Origin of the sequence: Henriciella sp. (assembly GCF_029937755.1) — a bacterium.
In the GTDB taxonomy this organism is placed as follows: domain Bacteria; phylum Pseudomonadota; class Alphaproteobacteria; order Caulobacterales; family Hyphomonadaceae; genus Henriciella.
Genome location: NZ_JAPYPG010000001.1, coordinates 917,105 through 938,061, shown reverse-complemented (window position 1 = coordinate 938,061; position 20,957 = coordinate 917,105). Strand labels below are relative to the sequence as shown.

General features: G+C 62.6%; 22 protein-coding genes. 5 read left to right on the top strand and 17 right to left on the bottom strand.

Translation table 11 applies throughout. The features are described from left to right. Positions 1–71 precede the first annotated feature (71 nt). Together Q1K29_RS04750 and Q1K29_RS04745 are read left to right on the top strand one after the other, a co-directional pair. Positions 72–605 carry a TerB family tellurite resistance protein gene (locus Q1K29_RS04750; protein WP_300391809.1) on the top strand — a complete coding sequence of 178 codons (534 nt, stop codon included), beginning with the start codon at positions 72–74 and terminating at the stop codon, positions 603–605. A 40-nt stretch (positions 606–645) separates the two neighbouring features. Continuing rightward, on the top strand, positions 646–1,461 hold the full coding sequence (locus Q1K29_RS04745) for a sulfotransferase family protein (RefSeq protein ID WP_300391808.1): 816 nt from the start codon (positions 646–648) through the stop codon (positions 1,459–1,461). On the opposite strand, the gene Q1K29_RS04740 is transcribed toward Q1K29_RS04745, so the two are convergent. The 3 genes from Q1K29_RS04740 to Q1K29_RS04730 are packed head-to-tail and all read right to left on the bottom strand — an operon-like array spanning position 1,439 to position 3,406. Beyond that, positions 1,439–2,119: a glutathione S-transferase gene (locus Q1K29_RS04740; RefSeq protein WP_300391807.1), complete on the bottom strand. Its 681-nt coding sequence runs from the start codon at positions 2,117–2,119 to the stop codon at positions 1,439–1,441. The genes Q1K29_RS04745 and Q1K29_RS04740 overlap by 23 nt on opposite strands. After that, positions 2,116–2,415, bottom strand: a complete 300-nt coding sequence (locus tag Q1K29_RS04735) for a YciI family protein (protein ID WP_300391806.1) — start codon at positions 2,413–2,415, stop codon at positions 2,116–2,118. Before Q1K29_RS04735 ends, Q1K29_RS04740 begins: the two co-directional genes overlap by 4 nt. 1 nt (position 2,416) lies before the next feature. Further along, positions 2,417–3,406 carry an NAD(P)H-dependent glycerol-3-phosphate dehydrogenase gene (locus tag Q1K29_RS04730; protein ID WP_300391805.1) on the bottom strand — a complete coding sequence of 330 codons (990 nt, stop codon included), beginning with the start codon at positions 3,404–3,406 and terminating at the stop codon, positions 2,417–2,419. 77 nt (positions 3,407–3,483) lie between these two features. Here Q1K29_RS04730 and Q1K29_RS04725 point away from each other — a divergent pair, with 77 nt between their 5' ends. Beyond that, entirely contained in the window at positions 3,484–4,098 is a 615-nt protein-coding gene (locus Q1K29_RS04725; protein ID WP_300391804.1) for a TetR/AcrR family transcriptional regulator, read from the top strand. 317 nt (positions 4,099–4,415) lie between these two features. Here the strand turns inward: Q1K29_RS04725 and Q1K29_RS04720 are convergent, their stop codons facing one another. Further along, positions 4,416–4,973 carry a hypothetical protein gene (locus tag Q1K29_RS04720; protein WP_300391803.1) on the bottom strand — a complete coding sequence of 186 codons (558 nt, stop codon included), beginning with the start codon at positions 4,971–4,973 and terminating at the stop codon, positions 4,416–4,418. Positions 4,974–5,115: 142 nt separating this feature from the next. Here Q1K29_RS04720 and glmM point away from each other — a divergent pair, with 142 nt between their 5' ends. Then, entirely contained in the window at positions 5,116–6,462 is a 1,347-nt protein-coding gene (gene glmM, locus Q1K29_RS04715; protein ID WP_300391802.1) for a phosphoglucosamine mutase, read from the top strand. 68 nt (positions 6,463–6,530) lie between these two features. Further along, positions 6,531–7,301 carry a formyl transferase gene (locus Q1K29_RS04710; protein WP_300391801.1) on the top strand — a complete coding sequence of 257 codons (771 nt, stop codon included), beginning with the start codon at positions 6,531–6,533 and terminating at the stop codon, positions 7,299–7,301. Here the strand turns inward: Q1K29_RS04710 and tilS are convergent. From tilS to Q1K29_RS04645, 13 genes are all read right to left on the bottom strand, one after another. Next, positions 7,282–8,454, bottom strand: coding sequence for a tRNA lysidine(34) synthetase TilS (gene tilS, locus Q1K29_RS04705; RefSeq protein WP_300391800.1), 1,173 nt, complete (start codon positions 8,452–8,454; stop codon positions 7,282–7,284). The two genes, Q1K29_RS04710 and tilS, sit on opposite strands and share 20 nt — an antisense overlap. A gap of 29 nt (positions 8,455–8,483) precedes the next feature. After that, complete coding sequence (ybgF, locus tag Q1K29_RS04700) at positions 8,484–9,431, bottom strand: tol-pal system protein YbgF (protein ID WP_300391799.1); 948 nt, start codon at positions 9,429–9,431, stop codon at positions 8,484–8,486. 103 nt (positions 9,432–9,534) lie between these two features. Continuing rightward, a complete protein-coding gene (pal, locus tag Q1K29_RS04695) occupies positions 9,535–10,089 on the bottom strand; it encodes a peptidoglycan-associated lipoprotein Pal (protein ID WP_300391798.1) in 555 nt (184 codons plus the stop codon). Between the two features lie 135 nt (positions 10,090–10,224). Beyond that, on the bottom strand, positions 10,225–11,586 hold the full coding sequence (tolB, locus tag Q1K29_RS04690; protein ID WP_300391797.1) for a Tol-Pal system beta propeller repeat protein TolB: 1,362 nt from the start codon (positions 11,584–11,586) through the stop codon (positions 10,225–10,227). A gap of 24 nt (positions 11,587–11,610) precedes the next feature. Further along, positions 11,611–12,519, bottom strand: coding sequence for a hypothetical protein (locus Q1K29_RS04685; protein ID WP_300391796.1), 909 nt, complete (start codon positions 12,517–12,519; stop codon positions 11,611–11,613). A 2-nt stretch (positions 12,520–12,521) separates the two neighbouring features. Beyond that, positions 12,522–12,962 (bottom strand): protein TolR, encoded by a 441-nt coding sequence (gene tolR / locus Q1K29_RS04680; protein WP_300391795.1) that lies wholly within the window; start codon positions 12,960–12,962, stop codon positions 12,522–12,524. A gap of 3 nt (positions 12,963–12,965) precedes the next feature. Continuing rightward, positions 12,966–13,703: a protein TolQ gene (gene tolQ / locus Q1K29_RS04675; RefSeq protein WP_300391794.1), complete on the bottom strand. Its 738-nt coding sequence runs from the start codon at positions 13,701–13,703 to the stop codon at positions 12,966–12,968. Between the two features lie 190 nt (positions 13,704–13,893). After that, entirely contained in the window at positions 13,894–14,337 is a 444-nt protein-coding gene (locus Q1K29_RS04670) for a YbgC/FadM family acyl-CoA thioesterase (protein ID WP_300391793.1), read from the bottom strand. Between the two features lie 14 nt (positions 14,338–14,351). Then, the gene (gene purH / locus Q1K29_RS04665) at positions 14,352–15,938 is read right to left on the bottom strand and encodes a bifunctional phosphoribosylaminoimidazolecarboxamide formyltransferase/IMP cyclohydrolase (protein WP_300391792.1); all 1,587 of its coding nucleotides are present in this window, start codon (positions 15,936–15,938) and stop codon (positions 14,352–14,354) included. Positions 15,939–16,023: 85 nt separating this feature from the next. After that, positions 16,024–17,901, bottom strand: coding sequence for a nucleoside-diphosphate sugar epimerase/dehydratase (locus Q1K29_RS04660; RefSeq protein ID WP_300391791.1), 1,878 nt, complete (start codon positions 17,899–17,901; stop codon positions 16,024–16,026). Then, positions 17,898–19,625, bottom strand: coding sequence for a heparinase II/III family protein (locus tag Q1K29_RS04655; RefSeq protein ID WP_300391790.1), 1,728 nt, complete (start codon positions 19,623–19,625; stop codon positions 17,898–17,900). Before Q1K29_RS04655 ends, Q1K29_RS04660 begins: the two co-directional genes overlap by 4 nt. A 20-nt stretch (positions 19,626–19,645) precedes the next feature. Further along, positions 19,646–20,314 carry a ribulose-phosphate 3-epimerase gene (gene rpe, locus Q1K29_RS04650; protein WP_300391789.1) on the bottom strand — a complete coding sequence of 223 codons (669 nt, stop codon included), beginning with the start codon at positions 20,312–20,314 and terminating at the stop codon, positions 19,646–19,648. Positions 20,315–20,411: 97 nt separating this feature from the next. Further along, on the bottom strand, positions 20,412–20,906 hold the full coding sequence (locus tag Q1K29_RS04645; RefSeq protein ID WP_300391788.1) for a glycine zipper 2TM domain-containing protein: 495 nt from the start codon (positions 20,904–20,906) through the stop codon (positions 20,412–20,414). Positions 20,907–20,957: the final 51 nt, after the last annotated feature.

The following is a 20,957-nucleotide window of genomic DNA, read 5'->3' as shown; positions in this document are numbered from 1 at the left end:
TTGAAACTGGCGCTTCATTTCCGGCGCCAGCGCTTTTACACTCCCCGGCAGACCCTATCGGGGAGTTTTTTATGCATATCCTGATAGCCCTGCTCGGGCTACTGACTTTCATTGCCGTGTGGTACTGGCGGATCAAGATGATCTCGGGGGCCGCACGCGGCGGTTACCGCGCGGCAAAGACGGTCGCGAACATGCCGCGAAAGCATGGCTTCCAGAACCGCGCCCGCAAGACTGGTCTGAAGGCCGTGTCAGATCCGCGCGAGGCGGCCACGATCATGATGCTCGAAATCGCCCGCACGCGCGGTACCGTCACTGATACGCAGGAAGCCGCCATACGGGCAGAGCTGATCGACCATTTCGGTTTCACAGACAAGGAAGCGCAGGACTGGCTCGTCGAAGCGGGCTGGCGCTTGCGCGAAGCCCCTGCCCCGCATGCCGTGATGTCGCGTATGGGCGATATCGTGGTACGCACGCCCGGCATGGGGATGAAGGAATTCGATGATCTCTGCGCCATGCTGGAAAACATTGCCGTCTCGGACGGCAAGGTCAGCGCGGAAGAGCGGGACCTGATCCAGATCTGGCGCCACAAGGCCGGGCTGAACTGACGGCTTGGCAGGCCCTGCGGGCGCCCATACAAGCGTTGGGATGGAACCCGCCTACGCCAAACGCCTTCGCAAGGACAATTGGGGAAACTTCTCCCTGCTGCGCCATCGCAAGTTCGATGGCGTGCTGGTCACGTCGAAGAATTCCGGCACTCACTGGGTGAAATACATGTTCGCCGTCGCACTGGCGGACACGTTCGGCGTGGAGCGGCCGAAGTATTTTTCCGAGAACGCCGTGCGGCCCTATATCGGCTGGCCGAAGGACAAGCCGACGTTTCCGGAGCTGCCGCGGCTGGCCTTCAGCCACACCATTCCGCACCGGCTTGCAGACTGGGGGTGGGCGCGCCTGCTTGCGGGCCTTCCGCCTTATGTCCTCTTCGTCCGCCACCCGATGAGCATTCTCGCCAGCCACCATGCCAAGTGGAACCACGAACTCGATGTCGACTGGCTGGACTATCTGCGCGGCGACCCGTCCGGCGCGATCTATCGCTGCGACCTCTACTGGCTGGCGCGCTTCTGGAACCGCTGGGGCGAGGTGATGGAGTCGGCCGGCGACAGGATCTACCGCGTCCATTATGAGGACACACGCGCCAATCCACGCGCCATTATTGGCGGCATGGCCGCGCACTGGAAAATCGCGCTGAAACCGGAAGCCATCGATGCCGCGCTGAAGGCCGGCACCAAGGAAGCCATGGCAAAGAAGGTCGACCCGGAGGCTGAGGCAAACGTCCTGCAGTTCCGCAAGACACCGCTGGAAGAGCAGTTCTCAGGCGAGGCGCTGGAGATTTACCGGGCGCGGGTAAAGGAGCTGTTCCGCTTCGACCTCGGTTATGACCTCATGAACCTTCCGAAGGGATAAAGCCCGAGCTGCGCCCGTCCGGGCCATAATGGATCCACCACGGTTCGGCCTTTGCCTCTTCGGCCAGTTTCACCATCAGCGGATGCGCCATAACGGCATCCATATAGGCCTGCGCCTTGTCACTGCGCGGCAGGTCATAGGTGATGAAGCGGGTCACCACCGGCGCATAGACGGCATCAGCCGCCGACCAGTCTCCGAAAAGGAAGGGCCCGCCAGCGCCGAAGTCTTCGCGGGTCTCGCTCCAGATCCTGTCGACGCGGGAAATGTCGGCCGTCAGCGCCTCGGTCAACTCCAGCGTGGCATGCCGCGAGCGGATGTCCATCGGGCAGGCCTTGCGCAGCGCGGGGAAGCCGGAATGCATTTCCGCCGAGATGCTACGAGCCCGGGCGCGCGCCCGGGCGTCTTCAGGCCACACCTTGCCGGGAAAACGCTCGGCCAGCCATTCGATGATCGCCAGCGAATCCCACACCGACTCATCGTCCCAGAGGAGAAGCGGCACCTTGCGGCTCGGACTGAGCGCAGCCAGCCGGTCCACCGTGTCGGGAAAGTCGAGCGGGACGATCTCCTCGCGCGCGTCCAGGCCGACATGCCGCGCCACCAGCAGCGCCCGGATGGACCAGCTGGAATAGTTCAGATTGCCGCTGACGAAGAGCCTCATTGCTCCCGTTTCCCATCCCCCAGCAGCCATTTGAACGGCACGATCTCGACGCTCGCAAACAGGCCCGCCTCGGCATAGGGATCATTGGCGGCCCAGGCTTCGGCCTCATGCAGGCTGTCGAACTCGACGACGAAGGTCGATCCGGCAAAGGTCTCGCCATCATCGGAAAAGACAGGGCCTGCCATCCAGATGCGGTCGGCATGCGCCTTGGCCCAGTCAAGGTGTGCCGGGCGGTTCTCCATACGCAGATCGAGAGCGTTGGGCTTGTCGCGGGCGTTTACGAGAAACAGCGGCATGTCATAGTCCTTCCTGGGTAAACGGTCGTGAGAGAAGCGCGGTCATCGCTTCCTCGAGGCTGGCACGTCCGGCGAGAATCTCGTTAACGGCCTGGCAGATCGGCATCTGCACGTCCTGACGTTCGGCCAGCTCGATGAGCGCAGGCGCCGTCGCAACGCCTTCGGTTACGCTATTGCGCTCGGCGAGGATGTCCTCGGGCTTGCGGCCTTCACCGAGGGCCTTGCCAAAGCTCATATTCCGCGACTGGGTCGAGGAGCAGGTCAGCACAAGATCGCCCAGGCCGCACAGCCCGGCCAGCGTCTGCGCATCGGCCCCCATCGAGACCGCCAGCCGCGTCATCTCCGCAAAGCCCCGCGAGATAAGCGCGGCATGGGCCGAGCGGCCAAGCTCGAGGCCTTCGACAATCCCGCAGGCAATTGCGAGCACATTCTTCACTGCCCCGCCGACTTCTGCACCGACGAGGTCATCCGACCAGTAGGGACGGAAGGTCGGCCGGCCGATCGCCTTCACCAGCGCTTCGCCCAGCGGCTTGTCCTCGCAGGCGAGCGTCACAGCCGTCGGCAGGCCACGCGCCACGTCGGCGGCGAAACTCGGGCCGGACAGCACCGCCGGCACAGCCTGCGGAATGGATTGCTGCAGCACATCGGTCATCAGGCTCAGCGTCGATTTCTCGATCCCCTTCGAGCACAGCATGACGGGCACGCCGGCATCGATGTGGGGGGCGAGCGTCTCGAAAACGCCGCGCGCATGCTGGGCCGGGACGACCGAGAGAATGGCATCCACGCCGGCCATGTCCGCCAGGTCGGTCGAGGCGGCCATCGCCGGTAGCTCGATTCCTGAAAGGAAGGTCGGATTGCCGCGCCCTGCGGCAAGATCGGCAGCCACCTCCGGCTCACGTGCCCAGATACGGACATCGCGCCCAGCCTGATGAGCGGTATAAGCCAGTGCTGTGCCCCAGGCGCCGCCGCCCAGAATCCCTATGGTCTGCATGCTGCCCCGCTGTCTTTCGCAGCAAGTGCGCTGAAGAATTCGTTGATCATTCAGACAATTCCCTTACTCTGTGTCCCATGAATGACAAAACCGACACCAGACAGCAAATCCTCGAAGCCGCAATGAACCGTATCGTGCATTATGGCTATGGTAAAACCACGATGTCTGAAATCGCCGGTGATTGCGGCATGTCGGCCGGTAACATCTACCGTTTCTTCGCCTCGAAGATCGACATCGCCGAAGCAATGGCGCGGAAATTCAATCTGGAACTTTACCAGACCTATGCCGAGATCGCCCGCGAGGACAGGCCGGCTCCGGAGCGCCTGCGCAGGGTTTTCGAGTACGGGCTGACCCACAGCTATGATGCGATCGAGAAGGATGCCAAGATCCTTGAAGTTGCAGAGGTGCTGCAAGAGGAGCGTCCGCTCTTCTTCAATGAAGGCCTGGCGCAGGAGCGCATCTATCTCAACCAGATCCTTGAGGATGGCGTTGCAGCTGGCACGTTCGCACCGATCACTGACACGACCTTCATCTCCGAAATGATCCAGTCGGCGCTGATGAAATTCCGGTTTCCGCAGCTCTATTCGCTGCTGACCCTGGCCAAGCTGAAACGCGAACTCAACGGCGTTCTCGACATCATCATCGCCGGGCTGAAACATGGGGTCGACATAACGGCCGAGAATAAACGCTAAATAATTTTAAAATCATTCATTGATTAATATTCAGGGCTGCGCTATATGATGGTGCAGAGCGGATCATCGTGTCCGTTCTGAAAAGCTTGAAGGATAAAAATAATGAGCGTTTCCTCCCGTGCCGAAGCCACCCAGGGCTTCATCGCCGCCCTCCTCAGCCTGCCGCTTGCGGCCGGTCTTGCCGGTCTCGCCATGCTGATGGCCGGGTCGGTCGTTTGATGCGGCCATCCCCCTCGAGGGCCACCCCAAAAGAAAAGCCCCGCACAGCATGACGCTGGCGGGGCTTTTTGCATTCAGGCCATTCACGCCCGGCCGGATCAGGAGTCAGCGGGCACCGGCGTCGCATCGACCCGGTCGCTTTTCGCCCGGCGGCAGCAGCGAACATCCATCTCCAGCACCTGGCTGTTGAAGCGGCACTGGTCATTGTCGAGTTCCCGCAGGAAGGACAGCCCGCCGGCCCGCGTCGTGTAACGGGTCTGCGTGCAGCCCATCACCGTATAGCCTGTCGGGCAGGTGCCGGTGTCGGACTGGTTGATTGTATTCGTCATGCAGTCGAGATCGCTCATGCTGAGCGCTTCATCGGCGCGGGCCAGTGCTTCGTCTGCGCTCTGCTGGGCCGAGGCGGCGGCCTGGTTTGCCTCATTCGCCGAACTGCGGGCGGCTTCCGCGATCGCACGCGCTTCCTCGAGACTGAGCTTGGTGTCGGCCAGCGCTGTCGTATTGCCCTCGACCTCGACATTCATCCGGCAGATCGCTTCGCTCGAATGATCTGAAGTGGCACAATATTCGGCAATGGTCTGGTCTTCCGGAATGGACTCGCAGCTTGCCAGAGTGATCCCGGCTACAAGTATTGCAAGAAATTTAGGAATTTTCATTTGCCATCTCCCAATCTTAATCTGGCTTTATTCATGCAGTCATAAAGCACTGTTTCAAGGGCAAACCACGCTTGGCAGGCCTCCATGAAGTGTGGCAGTCACCGGAGCGTGACCCGAATGGCACAGTTTCAGGGAGACGCTCATGTCGCGTAAGTATTTCGGCACGGATGGCATTCGCGGCAGGGCGAACACCCCACCCATGACCCCCGAAATCGCGATGCGGCTCGGCATGGCTGCCGGCAAGTACTTTCACCGTGGCGGCGCACGGCGCCATTCAGTCGTGATCGGCAAGGATACACGGCTGTCGGGCTATATGCTCGAACCGGCTCTTGTGGCCGGCTTCACCGCCGTTGGTATGGACGTCACCCTGTTCGGCCCCTTGCCGACGCCCGGCGTCGCCATGATGACCACCTCATTGCGGGCCGATCTCGGCGTGATGATCTCGGCGAGCCATAATGCCTTCGAGGACAATGGCATCAAGCTGTTCGGTCCGGATGGCTACAAGCTGTCGGACAAGATCGAACTGGAAATCGAGAGCCGGATGGACCGCGCCCTCGACGACAAGCTCGCCACGCCCGCCGAACTTGGCCGGGCGCGCCGCATCGATGATGCCCAGGCACGCTATGTCGAGATCGTGAAAGCCACGTTCCCGCGTGGCATGCGCCTGTCGGGCCTGCGGGTCTGCGTCGATTGCGCGAACGGTGCCGCCTACAAGGTGGCGCCCGCCGCCCTCTACGAACTGGGCGCCGAAGTGTTCCCCATTGGCGTCTCGCCGGATGGCTTCAACATCAACCGCGAGGTCGGCAGCACGGATACACTCGCCCTGCGCGATGCAGTCCTGAAATATCGCGCCGATATCGGCATTGCGCTGGACGGCGATGCCGACCGCTGCATCCTGATTGACGAGAAGGGTGAGGAGATCGATGGCGACCAGCTGATCGCCCTCATCGCAACGCACTGGAAAGAGCGTGACCTGCTCTCGCGCGATGGGGTCGTGACCACCGTCATGTCCAATCTCGGCCTTGAGAAATACCTGGGAAAGCTCGGCCTGGAGCTTGAGCGCACCAAGGTCGGGGACCGTTATGTTGTCAAGAAAATGCGCGAGGGCGGCTTCAATCTCGGTGGCGAACAGTCCGGCCACATCGTGCTGTCTGACTATACGACAACCGGTGACGGCCTGATCGCCGCGCTGCAGGTGCTGGCCTTCATGGTCGGCAATGACAAGCCGCTCTCCACGGTCTCGCGGGTTTTTGATCCGGTGCCGCAAAAGCTGGTCAATGTGCGCTATACCGGGGCCGATCCACTCGACAATGAAGAGGTTCAGGAGACGATCTCTGCCGTCGAAAAACGCCTCGGCAAGGCCGGCCGCCTCGTCATCCGCAAGTCCGGCACCGAGCCGCTCGTCCGCGTCATGGCCGAGGCCGAGAAGGCTGACGAGATGGAGAAGGCCGTCAACGAGGTGGCCGACGCGGTCCGCGCAAAGAGCTGACGCAACTCGCCTAGCACGCGAATTGCATGGGATTTCCCAGACTGAACCAGTTTGGGAGCACCCGTTCCATGTCGACATCCAACCAGATCGTTGCGCTCACGGCCGGTGGGCCGCACAGCTGGATCATGATCAATGCGCTTCGCGAGCGCTTTGGCGACTTCCCCGTCATCCTGGAAGAAGGTGAACCCGCCTCAAGGCTGTGGCGCCGCCGGATGAAAATGCTCGGCCCGCTCAAGGTCGCCAGCATGCAGGCGGCGCGCCTGCCGATGAAGCTCACCAAACGCGGCACCGAGCGTGTCATCCGTGAAATGATCGAGAGCGAAGGCCTGAAGCCGGACGCCCTTGCGGACGCCAACATCATCAATGTCCCGTCCGTCAATTCCGATGCCTGCCGCGCCGCCCTCGAGAAACTCCAGCCCAAGGCCATCTTCGTCGTCTCTACCCGGATGATCGGCAAGAACACCCTTGCCAGCGTGGACGCGCCTTTCATCAATTACCATTCCGGTATCAACCCGGCCTATCGCGGCATGTTCGGCGGTTATTTCGCACTGGCCAATGGCGAACCGGAGCATTTCGGCGCAACCGTCCATCTCGTGGATGAGGGCGTCGATACGGGCGGCATCCTCTACCAGTCCCGTCTTGAGCCGAAACCCGGTGACAACTTCCACACCTATCTCTGGCGCCTTGCCGCCGGCAGCCGCGGCATTGTCATCGAGGCCATGGAAGACGCGCTTGCCGGAACGCTCAGCCCGGTCCACGTCAACCTGCCCTCGAATCAGTGGTTCGCCCCGACACTCGGCGGCTATGTCTGGGCCGGCCTCAGCCGGGGTGTGTGGTAGACGCGTTTACGGGGATCGTGTCGCTGAGACCGGCGAGCTCAGCGCCAAGCTGTGCGCCGAGGCGCAGCGCCCTGATCCAGAGCGTCAGCCTTTCAGAGATAATCTCCCGCCACGGCGCATCCGGCACAGCGTGGCGGACAAGGAAGGGCACGTCTTCGGGCGCCGTCTCGCAGTCACCGGCCCCATAACGCCCATCCCAGACACCGTCCTGCCAGATCGCTCGGGTTTCTCCGGGGTCCCGCCCCACAAGCAGCCTGTCACCCCTGCGCTGGAGCCAGCTTCCGCCCAGCGTCAGACGGCTGTCCGGCCCGCCCGCGCGGATATCGTCCAGCACCTCCTGAAGCGGCGCTGGCGGCACCGTCCGGTCTGTACCCGCGCCGAGCTGAAGCAGGAGCGACAGGAAGCGCACACAAAGCCGCGGCGTCTCAGGCAAGGCCCTGACATCCACCTCGACAAGACCTGACGGATCGACCCCAACCCTCGCCTCGGCCATTTCCGCCAGCGCGGCATCCTCAGTCGCGCGGAGCCGCATTGCCTCATGCGTGATCCGGCTCAGCCGCGCCGCGTCTATCTGCCCGATCAGCTTGCGAATGCGGACACGTTCATAAGCGTCGGACTCATTGCTCGGATCCTCGACCCAGTTCTCGCCCTCCTCGCTGAGCTGCGCCCTCAGACGCACGCGCGAGGTCGCGATCAGCGGCCGGCCGAGAAGCAAGCCACGCCCCTCTGGCCAGACGGGTGAGACAGAAACCGGCTGCGGGCCAACAGCAGCCATGAGCGCCGTGGGTCGAGACAGCCGCATCAGCAGCGTCTCTTCGACATCGCTGCGCGTATGACCGAGCAGCAGGCATTCAGCGCCAGCCTCGCGCGCCGCCTTCGCCAAAAGGCCATGACGGGCCCGGCGGGCAGCATCCTGGCTGCGCTTGTCCGGGTCCCAGCGAAGCACCTGCGATGAATGGCCGAGCGCGATCGCCTTCCCGGCCACCCAATCGGCTTCCCCGCGCGCTTCCGCCCGCAGGCCATGATCGACCGTCAGGACCAACAACTCGCGTCCGGCCTGGCGCGACCAACGGCTAGCGAAATGCATAAGGGAGAGGGAATCGCTGCCCCCGGAAACGGCAATGGCGACAGGGCCATCTGTCCCTGCCGCCATCCGGTCAATCAAGCCCGCAATATGGGTGTCTAGCCGTCGCAATCTGCCTTGGCGCGCTCAAGGTCGGCCATCTTTTTCGTATAGGACGACATGTCCGGATACTGCTTCGGCAGGATGTTCAGGGCATTACAGGCTTTATCGGTGTCGCCGATGCGGCGCATGCTGCGTGCCATCTTCCACAGCGCATCCGGCGCGCGGCGGTTATCTGGATACTGCCGGATCATCTGGGTGTAAGCCTTGCCAGCCTCGGCATAGGCTTCCTGCTGGTAGAGCGTTTCGGCCAGCCAGTATTGCGCCTCGGCCGCCTGTGGGTCGTCACCGAACTCCTGCAGGAAGGCGCGGAAGGCCTGCTCGGCCTCCTCATATTCGAACTTCAGAAGCTTCGAATTCGCTTCCGCGAAGAGCGGACCAGCTTCACCGGGAAGGTCGCTGGCGCGAAGCGTGCCCAGCGAGCCGGGCTGGTTCGGATTTACATTACCGTCTCCAGCGCCGGGCGTGGACTGGGTCACGACCCGTGGTTCAGATGCACCGCCCGCATCGGCGGTTTGCGTTTCGCTTTCCCGGCCAGTTGTTTCACCCTCAAGCTCACCTTCGCCAGAAGACATCATGGCCAGCGCCGATTCCAGCTTGTCTTCGAGTTGCTGCACGCGGGTGGTCAGGCGCTCATTCTCTGTATCGAGGGCCTCGATGGCAGACCCGATCCGGGAATCGTCTTCCTGCATCCGGTTCATCTCGTCGCGCGACTGCGAGAGCAGGAATTCCAGCGTCTCGACCTTGCCGTTCAGTTCCGCGACTTCGCTCTGAAGCCGGTCGACTTCAAGGTTCAGCTGCGCACTCTGGCGGCGGGTATCGGCCAGTTGCTGGGCGAGGTCACCACTGGTCACCCCTTGTTGGATAGGCGCTTTCTGCGCGTCTGCGACAGGGGAGACACAAACACAGAATGCCGCCAGACACGCGATCGTCGCCAAACGCACCATATCAGGAAGCCTCCAAGGTCTTAGAATTCGGATTTCAGGTCATACGAAAAAGCCGGGGCCAAAATGTGGCACCCGGCTTGATCATTACAGTAGACAGAATGTCCTAGCTCGACGCGCCGGACAGGATCTGGGTGAAACCGTTACGGTTCAGGGCCCAGGCTGCCTGATTGGACTCGGTCGCGATCGGGCGTTCCTTGCCGTAGGAGACGGTCTCGATGCGGGCCGGGTCAACGCCTAGGCTGACGAGGTATTGCTTGACCGTGTTGGCACGGCGCTCACCAAGGGCGAGGTTGTACTCACGGGTGCCACGCTCATCGCAGTTGCCTGCAACAAGAATGCGCACGCCCGGATAGGATTCCAGCCAGGCCGCCTGACGCTGGAGGATTTCCTGATCGTCCGGGTCGAGCCCCGACTGGTCGAGGTCGAAATAGACGCGGTCACCGACATTGACGGTGAAGTCTTCGATCGAACCGGCGGCGGGGCCAGCATCGACGACGCGCTTGGGCTCTTCGATGTCGGATTCGCGGACCGGCTCGGTCTGCGTGGTGGTTTGAACCGGCGTCGCCGCTTCAGTTGGTTCCGGTTCCGGCGTGGAAGAACACGCAGCGGCGCCCAGGAAGAGCGCTATTGCGGATGAGGTAAGAGCAATACGACGCATTGAATACTCCTTGCTATGGTCGTTCAGCGAGCGCAGTTAGCTGCTGAATTTGTCAACTTCGTGGCTGTGGGGCCGCTTGGTGCCTTTACAGATAGACGTGACATTTTCACCACTATGGGGGCGAGGCCGCAAGGTTTAATTCAAAAGCGGCGACCAGGCCGGGTCAGATGCATCCGTAGGGGTCGGAATGCGGCGAAGATTCTTGCCCGTCAGGTCGACTGACCAGAGCTTGGGCCCGGCGCCAGGCGCCTGCTCCCGGAAGAAGGTAATGACCCGGCCGTTCGGCGACCATTCCGGACCTTCATCGAGATAGGATTCCGTCAGGATCCGCTCGCCTTTCCCGTCAATGCCGATGACACCGATATGGAACCGGCCACGCGACTGCTTGGTGAAGGCGATCAGGTCACCGCGCGGCGACCAGACCGGCGTGGAATAGCTGCCCGAACCGAAGGTGATGCGGCAAGCCGTGTCGCGCCCGCCCGACGGACAGGTCAGCGGCGAGCCATCGGTGTTCATGATGTAGAGCTGCGGGCTGCCGCCGCGGTCGGAGTTGAACACGATCTGCTCACCATCGGGCGACATGGACGGCGACGTGTCGATGGCCGGGTGATCGGTCAGGCGGCGCGTACGCTGGGTCACGAGGTTCCGGATATAGACGTCCGAATTACCGGCAATGGCCTGGGTCAGGAGCACTGAATCGCCATCCCGCGAGAAACGCGGCGCAAAGGTCATGTTCTCGAAATCGCCGAGAACTTCCTGACGGCCATTCTGGATATCGAAGAGATAGACCCGCGGGCGGTTATTCTCGAACGACATGTAGGTGATCTGCTGATTCGACGGCGAAAAGCGCGGCGTCAGCACCTGGAAGGTGCCGGAGGTGAGGTATTTCACGTTGGCGCCATCGGAATCCATGATGGCAAGGCGCTTCACGCGGGCATCCTTCGGGCCGGTTTCGGCGATGTAGACGATACGCGTGTCGAAATACGGGTCTTCGCCGGTCAGGCGCGAATAGATCGTATCGGCGATCTTGTGCGCGATGCGACGCCAGTCTTCAGGCTTTGCGGTAAACCGGCGGCCGGCCTGGCCCTCAAGACGCATGACTTCCTCGCCATAGACGTCCCAGAGACGCACCGACGCGCGGATGAACTGGACGCCCTCAACCTCGACCATATCGACCTGGCCCACGACCAGGGCATCGGTCTGGATGATCTTCCAGTCGGCAAAGCGCGGCTGGTTATTGAGGGAGAGATCGCGCTGGATGTGCGCGCTTTCCGGCGTGATCGTGAACAGGCCCGTGGAGACAAGGTCATTGCGGACCACTTCCGAAATCTCGGCCGCCATCTGCGGATCGGCCCCGCTGGACGCCTGGAAAGTGGGCACGGCAATTGGCGTCGGTTTCAGCACGCCTTCGGAAATGTTCACCGTCACCTGTGCAAAGGCTGCAGGGACAAGCATGGCAAGTCCGATCAGGAGGCTGGCGACTAGTTTGTTCAGCATTGATGGCTCCTCGCCTGTTCAGGTCTATTCGTCCGTAAACGCCGGACCAAGATTAATGTTCGCGGTTTTCCAGAGTTCGTAATCGTCACGCGGCAGCCGGTAAGGCTGGCATTTGCGCACAGCCCGCAGGGCCCGCTCGATGGCAAGCGACATGGAGCGGTCGCCGATCGGGGCGCGTGACGGGCGGATAAGTTCGATATCGACAAGGTTTCCCTCGGCATCGAGTTCAGCCCGCATGCTGACATTCAGCCGCTCGGGCTTGGGCTGGTCGGCAACGCCGTCCCAGCAGGGATATATCTGGTTGTAGAGCAGCTGCTCGATCCGCACCGTATTGGATGAGCGCTCGCCAGCGCCCTTGCGCGGCTCCTGGGCCGGAGGGGTCTCCTTGAGCAGCTCACGTTCGGGCTGTTTCGGTGGCTGGGCGGCGCGTTTGGTCTCGCGCTCGCTCTCGAAGGTGGATTCGGCATCGCTGAGGAAATCGTCAAGCGCATTGCTCTCGTCCTGGCGGGGATTGGGCGCTTTCGGCTCAGGCTCTTCCTCTGGCTCCGGTTCGGGCTCTGGCTCTTCTTCCGGCTCCTGCTCGAGATCAGGGACGACGTCCTCTTCCTCCGGCTCCGGCGGTGCAGCATCGGACGCCGTGGCAACGTCATCCTCGGGAATATCGCGCGTATCGGGCTCTTCCTCGACCGGGTCTTCGCTTTCTTCCGGTTCCGGCGGGGTCGGCTCGGGCTCTTCCTCAGGCTCCGGCTCGACCTCTTCAGGCGGCTCGGTGACCGGCGCGACATTGGTCATCTCGCCAATATCGACCAGGTCCACCGGCACGATCACGAATTCCTCCTCGGTCGCGCTGGTCCCGACATAGGGCCAGACGACATAACCGGCGCCAATGACGACGGCGTGCAGGACAAGAGAGGCGGGGAGTCCGCGGATCATGCCTACTGGTTCACCTTCGGATCGGTCACGAGTGCGATGTTGCGATAGCCGGCGCGCTGCATGCGGGTCATCACTTCCATGACGTTGCCATAGTTCACGCCCTGGTCGGCCCGCAGATAGATGCGCTCCTCATAGCCCTCACCTGCAATCGCGTAGAGCGTCGAGACAAGGTCTTCGGGCGTCACCTTGGTGTCCTGGATATAGATTTCGCCATTGGCATTGAGCGAAACCGACAGGGGCTGCGATTTCGGCGCCTGCAAGTTCTCCGCTGACGCCTTCGGCAGCGACACTTCCACCCCGGTCGTCAGCAGCGGCGCGGTGATCATGAAGACGATCAGCAGCACCAGCATGACGTCGACCAGCGGCGTGACATTGATTTCGGCGGCAAGCCCGCGACGGCCATGCTTGCTGCCCCTGTCTCCAGATGCCCAGGAACCGGCCATGGTCTAGCTCCCCGGCTCTGTTGCGCGGCGCGACAGGCGCACCAGCAGGTCTTGCGAGAAGGTGTCGAGGCGGTCGGCGAACTGGTTCAGGTCGCCTGTGAACTTGTTGTAGAAGATGACCGCCGGGATGGCCGCGATGAGGCCGAGACCGGTCGCAAACAGCGCTTCGGCAATCGGCCCCGCGACATTGGTCAGGCTTGTATCCTGCTTCTCGGCGATGTTGATGAAGGCATTCATGATGCCCCAGACGGTGCCGAAAAGGCCGATAAAGGGCGAGGAAGAGCCGATCGTCGCCAGCACACCGAGCCCTTTCGAAACACGGCCGACTTCCCGGTCGACACCAGCCCGCAGAGAGCGTTCGGCACGATCCACAAGCACGTTCGGATTATCGGTCGGTCCGAGGCGGCGCGCATCATTCCATTCGCGCGAGATCGAGGCGAAGAGCCGCGAGGCCGGATCGGAATTGCCGGCACCCGGACGGCCATCAAGGTCATCGGCGCGGCCTGTCCAGAACGCATCCTCGAACTGTCGCGCCTTCTTGCGGGCACTGCTAACGGTAAAGAGCTTCTCGATGATCACCGACCATGACCACAAACTCGCGATAAACAGGACGATGAGGACGAATTTGACGACGATGTCAGCTTCGAGCAGCAATCCGATCATCGAAAAGCCGCCTTCAGCGGCTGCCGGATCGAGCGCTTCTCCACCGCCGATTTCCTGCGCGAACGCGAGTAGGTTCATGGGAGGTCCTCTTTACGTATCTCTGCAACTTGTCGCCGCGACGTTACGCGCAGCCGGTTGGGGCCAGTTCTGGCAAGCCTCCCCCATATCCAATGAGAATCGGGCGGAAACTTGACGCTACTGCCGCAGATGGCAGCTCGCGCAGCAATGGCGCGATCTGGTTAACGCTTTGTCAGTAAACAGCCCGGTTTCAGGGCAGGTAGACAAATCCCGACAGCATTTCGACGACATCGGGGATCGGCCTGCGGGGCCGTCCATCGGCATGGATCATCACCGCGGTGATGTCCGCCTCGGCGATGACATCCTCGCCGCGCAACGCCGTCTGCTGGAAGATGACCTTCGCGCCCCGGCAGCCCAGATAGCGTGAGCGAATGGACAAGAGGTCATCGATCCGGGCCGCGCGCCTGTAGTCGACACTCACATTGGTCAGCGTGAAGGCTGCAGGATCGGGACGGTCGAGCAGCGCCTGGTGGGCCACGCCCGCATCGCGCATGAACTCAGAGCGCCCGCGCTCGAAATAACGCAGATAGTTGGCGTGATAGACCATGCCGGTGAAATCGGTGTCCTCATAATAGACCCGCACCGTCAGCCAGTGCTGGTTGTGCGCATCGAACCGGGAGGACGTATCGGTCATCGCAAGGTCCTGTCCTAGTGCCGGAAATGCCTCATGCCGGTGAAGACCATGGCAATCCCGGCCTCATTGGCGGCAGCGATCACCTCGTCATCGCGGATCGATCCGCCCGGCTGGATCACGGCGGTCGCCCCTGCAGAGGCGGCCTGCAGCAAGCCGTCCGGGAAGGGGAAGAAGGCGTCGGACGCGGCAACGCAACCCTTGGTGCGCGGGGCGTCCCAGCCGGCCGCCTCGGCGGCATCCTCTGCCTTGCGCGCGGCGATGCGGGCGGAATCGATGCGGCTCATCTGGCCGGCACCGATGCCAACAGTGGCACGGTCCTTCGCATAGACGATGGTGTTCGACTTCACATGCTTGGCCACGCGCCAGGCAAAGAGCAGGTCTTCAAGCTGGCTTTCGTCCGGCTCTTTCTCCGTAACGACGCGGAGCTCATCTTTCGTCAGGCGGCCGAAATCACGGTCCTGCACCAGCAGACCCCCGGCGACCGTCTTGACCGTGCGGCCCTTCGCAGCCGGGTCCGGCAGGCCATTGGCCAGCAGCAGGCGGAGGTTCTTCTTTTTCTCGAAAACCGCCAGCGCGCCCTCATCGGCGCCCGGCGCGATGACGACTTCAGTGAAGATCTTGGTGATTTCCTCGGCTGTCTCGCTATCCAGCATCCGGTTGAGCGCGACAATGCCGCCAAAGGCAGACGTCGGATCGCAGGACAGCGCCTCGCGATAGGCATCGATGGGGCTCTCGCCGAGGGCAACGCCACACGGATTGGCGTGCTTGATGATCGCAACGGCTGGCGCGTCCTCACCCAGTTCGCCGATCAGCTCATAGGCCGCATCGGTGTCATTGATATTGTTGTAGGAAAGTTCCTTGCCCTGCACCTGGCGCGCATTCGCGACACCGGGTCGTTTGCCACCGGAGCGGTAAAACGCGGCAGACTGGTGCGGATTCTCGCCATAGCGCAGGCTCTGCGCCAGCCCACCACCAAAGCCGACCCAGTCAGGGGCCGTCTCATCCAGCTGTTCGGCATACCAGCCGGAGATCGCCGCATCATAGGCGGCTGTGCGTGCATAGGTCTTGGCGGCGAGCTTGCGGCTGTGCTCACTGGCGACCGAGCCATCATTGTCATCCATCTCGGCCAGAACCGCAGCGACATCATCGGCGTCCGTGCAGACAGCAACGGAGTGGCCGTTCTTGGCCGCCGCGCGCAGCATGGCCGGGCCGCCAATGTCGATATTCTCGATACAGTCGTCGAAATCCGCACCCGAGGCGACGGTCGCCTCGAACGGATAGAGGTTGATGTAGACGAGATCGATCGGCTGGATGCCATGGCGTTCAGCATCCTTCTGGTGGCTTTCGAGATCGCGCCGGAAGAGCAGGCCGCCATGCACCGCGGGGTGCAGCGTCTTGACCCGGCCATCCATCATCTCCGGAAACCCCGTCAGATCCGCCACATCGAGAACGTCCAGCCCGGCGTCCTTGAGCGTGCGCGACGTGCCGCCTGTCGACACCAGTTCAACACCATGAGAGGCCAGCCGCTGCGCATATTCGACAAGGCCCTCCTTGTCGGACACGGACAGGAGAGCACGGCGGATCGTGAAACGCTCGGACATGGAGGGAAACCACTTCAGAAAAGGCGATAGCGAACTGCTGCTTGCCGTACCATGACTCCGGGCAAGGTCAACTTGCCGAGATGTCTCAGACCGACATGCGCTTCGGTTTGTATTCCGGAACGAGGTGGGAGAGCACTTCGATCGCTTCTTTGCGCCGGCGCTCACGGGCAAGCTGGAGCAGCTGCTCAAGCTGTTCGTCGAAATCATTGGCCGGGATGTGACGCGAGCCGACCTTGTAGATGCCCTCAATGCCGATCGAATGGACCTCTTCATGATTGTAGGTCAGCATTTCGTGCATCTTTTCGCCTTGCCGGAGGCCGGTCGTGCGAATCTCGATGTCGCGGCCCGGCACGAGCCCCTTGAGCCGGATCATCGCCTCGGCCAGGGCCTTGATTTTCACCGGCTCGCCCATGTCGAGCACATAGAGTGAGGCGGTCCCCGGCGAGCCATTATGGGTGGCCGATTGCAGGACAAGCGCTGAAGCCTCTTCCACGGTCATGAAGTATCGCGTGACATCCGGATGCGTCAGCGTCACCGGGCCGCCCGCAGCGATCTGGCGCTCGAACAGGGGGACCACAGACCCTGACGAGCCGAGGACGTTGCCGAAACGCACCATGGACACCGCCAGGTTGGAGGCTTCGGCCTGGCGGGTCATGGCGATCTCGGCCAGCCGCTTGGTCGCGCCCATCACATTGTCCGGATTGACCGCCTTGTCGGTGGACACAAAGACCATCTTCTGGACCTGGTTATCGACTGCGGCCCGCGCGGTACGGATGGCGCCGCCAACATTGGTCAGGATCGCCTCGCAGACATTGCGTTCCATCAGCGGCACATGTTTCAGCGCGGCCGCATGAATGACGATCTCCGGTTGGATCGTCTTCATCAGCCGGCCGATGCGCACATCGTCACGCACATCGCCAAGCTCGGTATGGATGTCGATGTTCGGGAACTCGTTGCGCAGGGCCAGGTCGGCTTCATAGAGATTGTATTCCGACGCGTCGAAAATGGTCAGCGAGGCCGGATTCATCCGGGCACACTGGCGCGCCAGCTCCGAACCGATCGTCCCGCCGCCGCCGGTCACCAGAATGCTCGAGCCTTCGATCAGCTCAGCCACCGGGCGGCTGTCGAGAATCCGCTCGCGGCGCTTGAGGAGGTCGGACGGGCGCACGGGCAGCATTGCGCCACCGTCGCCGCCGGCCTCAAGCGTCATGATCTCGGCTTTCTGGTTGGCGGCCTCCTCGAGAATTCGCGTCATGTAGACCCGCTCGCGCGCAACCCCGGCAACAGCGACGAGAGGCGTCTTCCCGTAGCGCACTGACAGCAGGTCCAGCGCCTTGCCGAGATCGTCCAGGCCGCCCATCACCGGCACACCGCGAATGGCGCGGCCGAACTCGGCCCCGTCCGGTTCGATCAGGCCGAGAATGCGCACCTTGGCGCCGTCATCATTCTCGTTAAGGCGGCGCAGGATGGCCGGCGCCTCGGTCGCCTTTGCGATCAGCAGGGCAATCGGCGCATCGGCGCGCGCATTGGAGAAGAAGATCTGGAAGGGCCGGTTCGTCGACCGCGCCAGCGCGACCATCCGGCCGAGGAAAAGCAGCGAGAGCCAGATGGCGTCGGCCAGGATGATGGCCGAGCGCGGGAAGCCGATCAGCCGGTTCCAGAGGAACATGATCGGCACGAATATCAGGGTCGCCACCGCGACACCCTGGACAATCTTCACAGCATCCGGCCAGCCGGCATGCCGCCAGACCTGACGGTGCACGCGCATCATGTAGAAGGCTGTCAGCGCCACAAAGCCAAAGGTGGCGGTTGCCACGAGACCGGACTGCCAGGCATTCGGAGGCGCCCCATCCGTGGCGAGCCACCGAGCCGAAATCGCAATCGCCATCGAAAGGATTGCGGCCAGGGTATCGAACCCCAGCGTGATCGCCATGGCGCGGCGGGCTTCGTCGCGCGGGCTCATGCAGGGGAATCCTTCAGAAAGGCCCAGCGTACCGCATTGGGCGGGGCAGACCCGTCACTGTCAGGTTCGGCCCGGCCACTCAGGACAATCTGCAGGCTCTGCTCAACGATACCGCGCGCCAGATAGATCGTCTTGTCGAGACGGGCGGCTTCATGACTGGTCTTGAAGCGCCAGACCGAGCCATTCTCCGTTTGCAGTCGAATGGCGGAATCTCCCATGCTTGCCCGGACAGTGGGATGCAGGTGGAACCGCACGACGAAAGGAATGGGGCTGGAGGAATCGGCAACGCCCTGCGAGACCGGGCGGGCCAGCGAATCCTCGCCGGTCAGCCGCCGCCCGTCGCCACTCATGAACAGGCGCCGCCTGTGCAGCAGGCCGAACGTCTTCTTGTAGCCGCCATGCTGGGCATCAAGCCAGATCTCGTCGGCCTCCTCAAGGCGCTTGGCGGATATCCCTTCGGGGCCTTCCGGAAAGGTCAGGCCGGTTTCATCATTGCGCAGGAAGGGCGCGGAATCTTCATTCGCGATAATCAGCGTGGAGTGGGCCCCGGTGCGCCGGACAGCCGCCTGCCAGTCAATGTCGACCTCCGGGCTGTAGCCACAGGAGGTGACCAGCCGCGCTTCATCGTCATGCAGCTCGAAGCCGAGGGCACCGGCATGGGCACCATCGCCGAACGGCTCCTCCGGCGCGCTGCCGGCATCGAGGATCAGACAGGTCTGGCCCTTCTGCAGCTTGTGAAAGCCGGACTTCGGCGCAACAGTGAAGCGGCGCGGCGGTGTTGCGAGACATCCAAGCGCCGCATCAAGCGTTTCCGGCAGGCTTTCCTGGCTGTCGTTGAAAGGCGGCAGTGCGCCATCCCCGGCCCGGAAGAAACCGACCATCCCGCCAAGGCGCTCGATCCATGACGCCATGAACTTCGGCACGAGCCGTTCCGAGCGCTCGATCAGGCCCTTCAGGACGCAGAGGTCCAGCATGGTGCGCAGGCCGCGCGCCGGTGAGCGGGTGACATGGCCACCATCCGGGAGGATCTGCGCGGTGCACTCATTGTCGAGCCGCGCCATGGCCTCATCCAGCCCCTTGCCACGCTTCAGGCAGATGGCATGGGCGACGAGCACGACAGCAATGCGCCAGCGTGCGGCCGGTTCGCTGCAATCATCGTGCAAGGCCTCGATATGGCGGATCTGGCGGGCAAAGACCTCAAGACGGTGATGGACCGCGTCATCCCCGCCATGCTCGAACAGGGCCGGGCCACTCAACATCCAGTTCCAGGTCCGGTCGGCCACACAGCCCGCACGCCAGGCGAAGCCGTGGAAGCGGCCGAAATTCTCGATCCAGTCATCGACAAGGTAACGGGCGCGATCGGCACCAGCCTCGCCTTGTGTGACGACGTCGCCGAGCCAGTCAAAGCGGTGGATCCGGTCGGCGAAATGGCGCGAGGGCATCGAGAGCGACCAGGGCGGACGTCCGCCCGGCATCTCCATCTTCGCCATGCCGATCCGCCAGATGTCACGCATCAGGCTTTCGCCGCGCAGCTCATCCGGCGGCGCGACAGAGCGCGGATAAAGACCGAAACCCTCGGGCGCCGAGCCGGCAATCTTGAGCCGGTGGATCGGGCTGGCTGTCGCCTCCTCACCGGCCTTGCCGGTCAGGCGCGACCAGAGCTCGGCATCTTCATCCGCCGTGCGGCGGGGCGGGGGACCTGGGTTTGCAAACTCGGCTGACATCACTCGCCTGGCTGTCCAGTTCAGCTTACCATTTCACCACGGAGCGCCGCGATGTTTTCCGCGTACCGGTCCGGTCCCCCCCTGAACACCGCAGAGCCGGCGACAATGGCCGTGACGCCCGCATCAATGGCTTTCGGGGCCGTTTCAGGATTGAGCCCGCCATCGACTTCGAGAATGATTTTCCGTCCGGTGGCATCGATTTTCTTCCGCAATGCCTCGATCTTGCGCAGCTGGCTGTCGATAAAGCTCTGTCCGCCAAAGCCCGGATTGACCGACATGACGAGGATCATGTCGATATCGTCGATGACCGGATCGATCACGTCCTCATGTGTGCCGGGATTGAGCGCCACGCCGGGCTTCATGCCGGCGGCGCGGATGGCCTGCAACGTACGGTGAAGGTGCGGGCCGGCTTCCGGATGGACCGTCAGAATGTCTGCTCCGGCAGCGGCGAAGGCGTCGATGAACGGATCAACCGGAGCGATCATCAGGTGCACATCGAAGGGCTTGTCGGAATGATGCCGCAACTTCTCGATGACCGGCGGGCCGAAGGTCAGATTCGGTACGAAGTGCCCATCCATGACATCGACATGAATCATATCGGCGCCAGCCTTGTCGATGGCCCGGATTTCCTCGCCAAGCTTTGCAAAGTCAGCCGACAGGATGGAGGGAGAAATGAGGACGTCACGCATGCTTATCGCCTAAAACCAAACCGCCGCCAGCACAAGGCTGACGGCGGCTCATCTATGCATGTTTGCAGCACGGGTGTGTTCCGCGCGCTACCTTTAGTTAGTAGCCCGCGGGAGCAACGGTGACGCGATCCTCACGGAAGGTCACGTTCACACGGGTGCCGGGCTGGATGTAGATATCATTGCCCTGCACGATTTCCTTCACATTCCCATCGTTGAAACGGACGGTGTAGGCAAAGCCCCGCTTGGTGTTCACGCCCTTGCCGACTTCGTTACCGGCGATGCCGCCGAGAACGGCACCCCCAACGGCACCGGCCGTCTGGGCCTTGTCGCCCCCGCCGAGCTCTGAGCCCGCGAGACCGCCAAGAATCGCACCGGTCGCAACACCGATGACGGAATTGTCAGGGCGGATAACCACTTCGCGGACGGACGTCACCGTCCCTTCGCGAACGGTCGAGGCATAACCGACGCTCGATGAGCTGACAGTGTTGGCGCCATAGCCGCTGGCACAGCCCGCGAGCGCGAGAGTAAGGGCGGCAAAGGCGCCGGCCATCATCCTGCTCGGCGTCTTAACGGTTGCTGTTTCAGTCGTCATTGGGTGCTCCTTTGCACATTGGACGACCAGATTATCTGGCTTTCCGGCTGA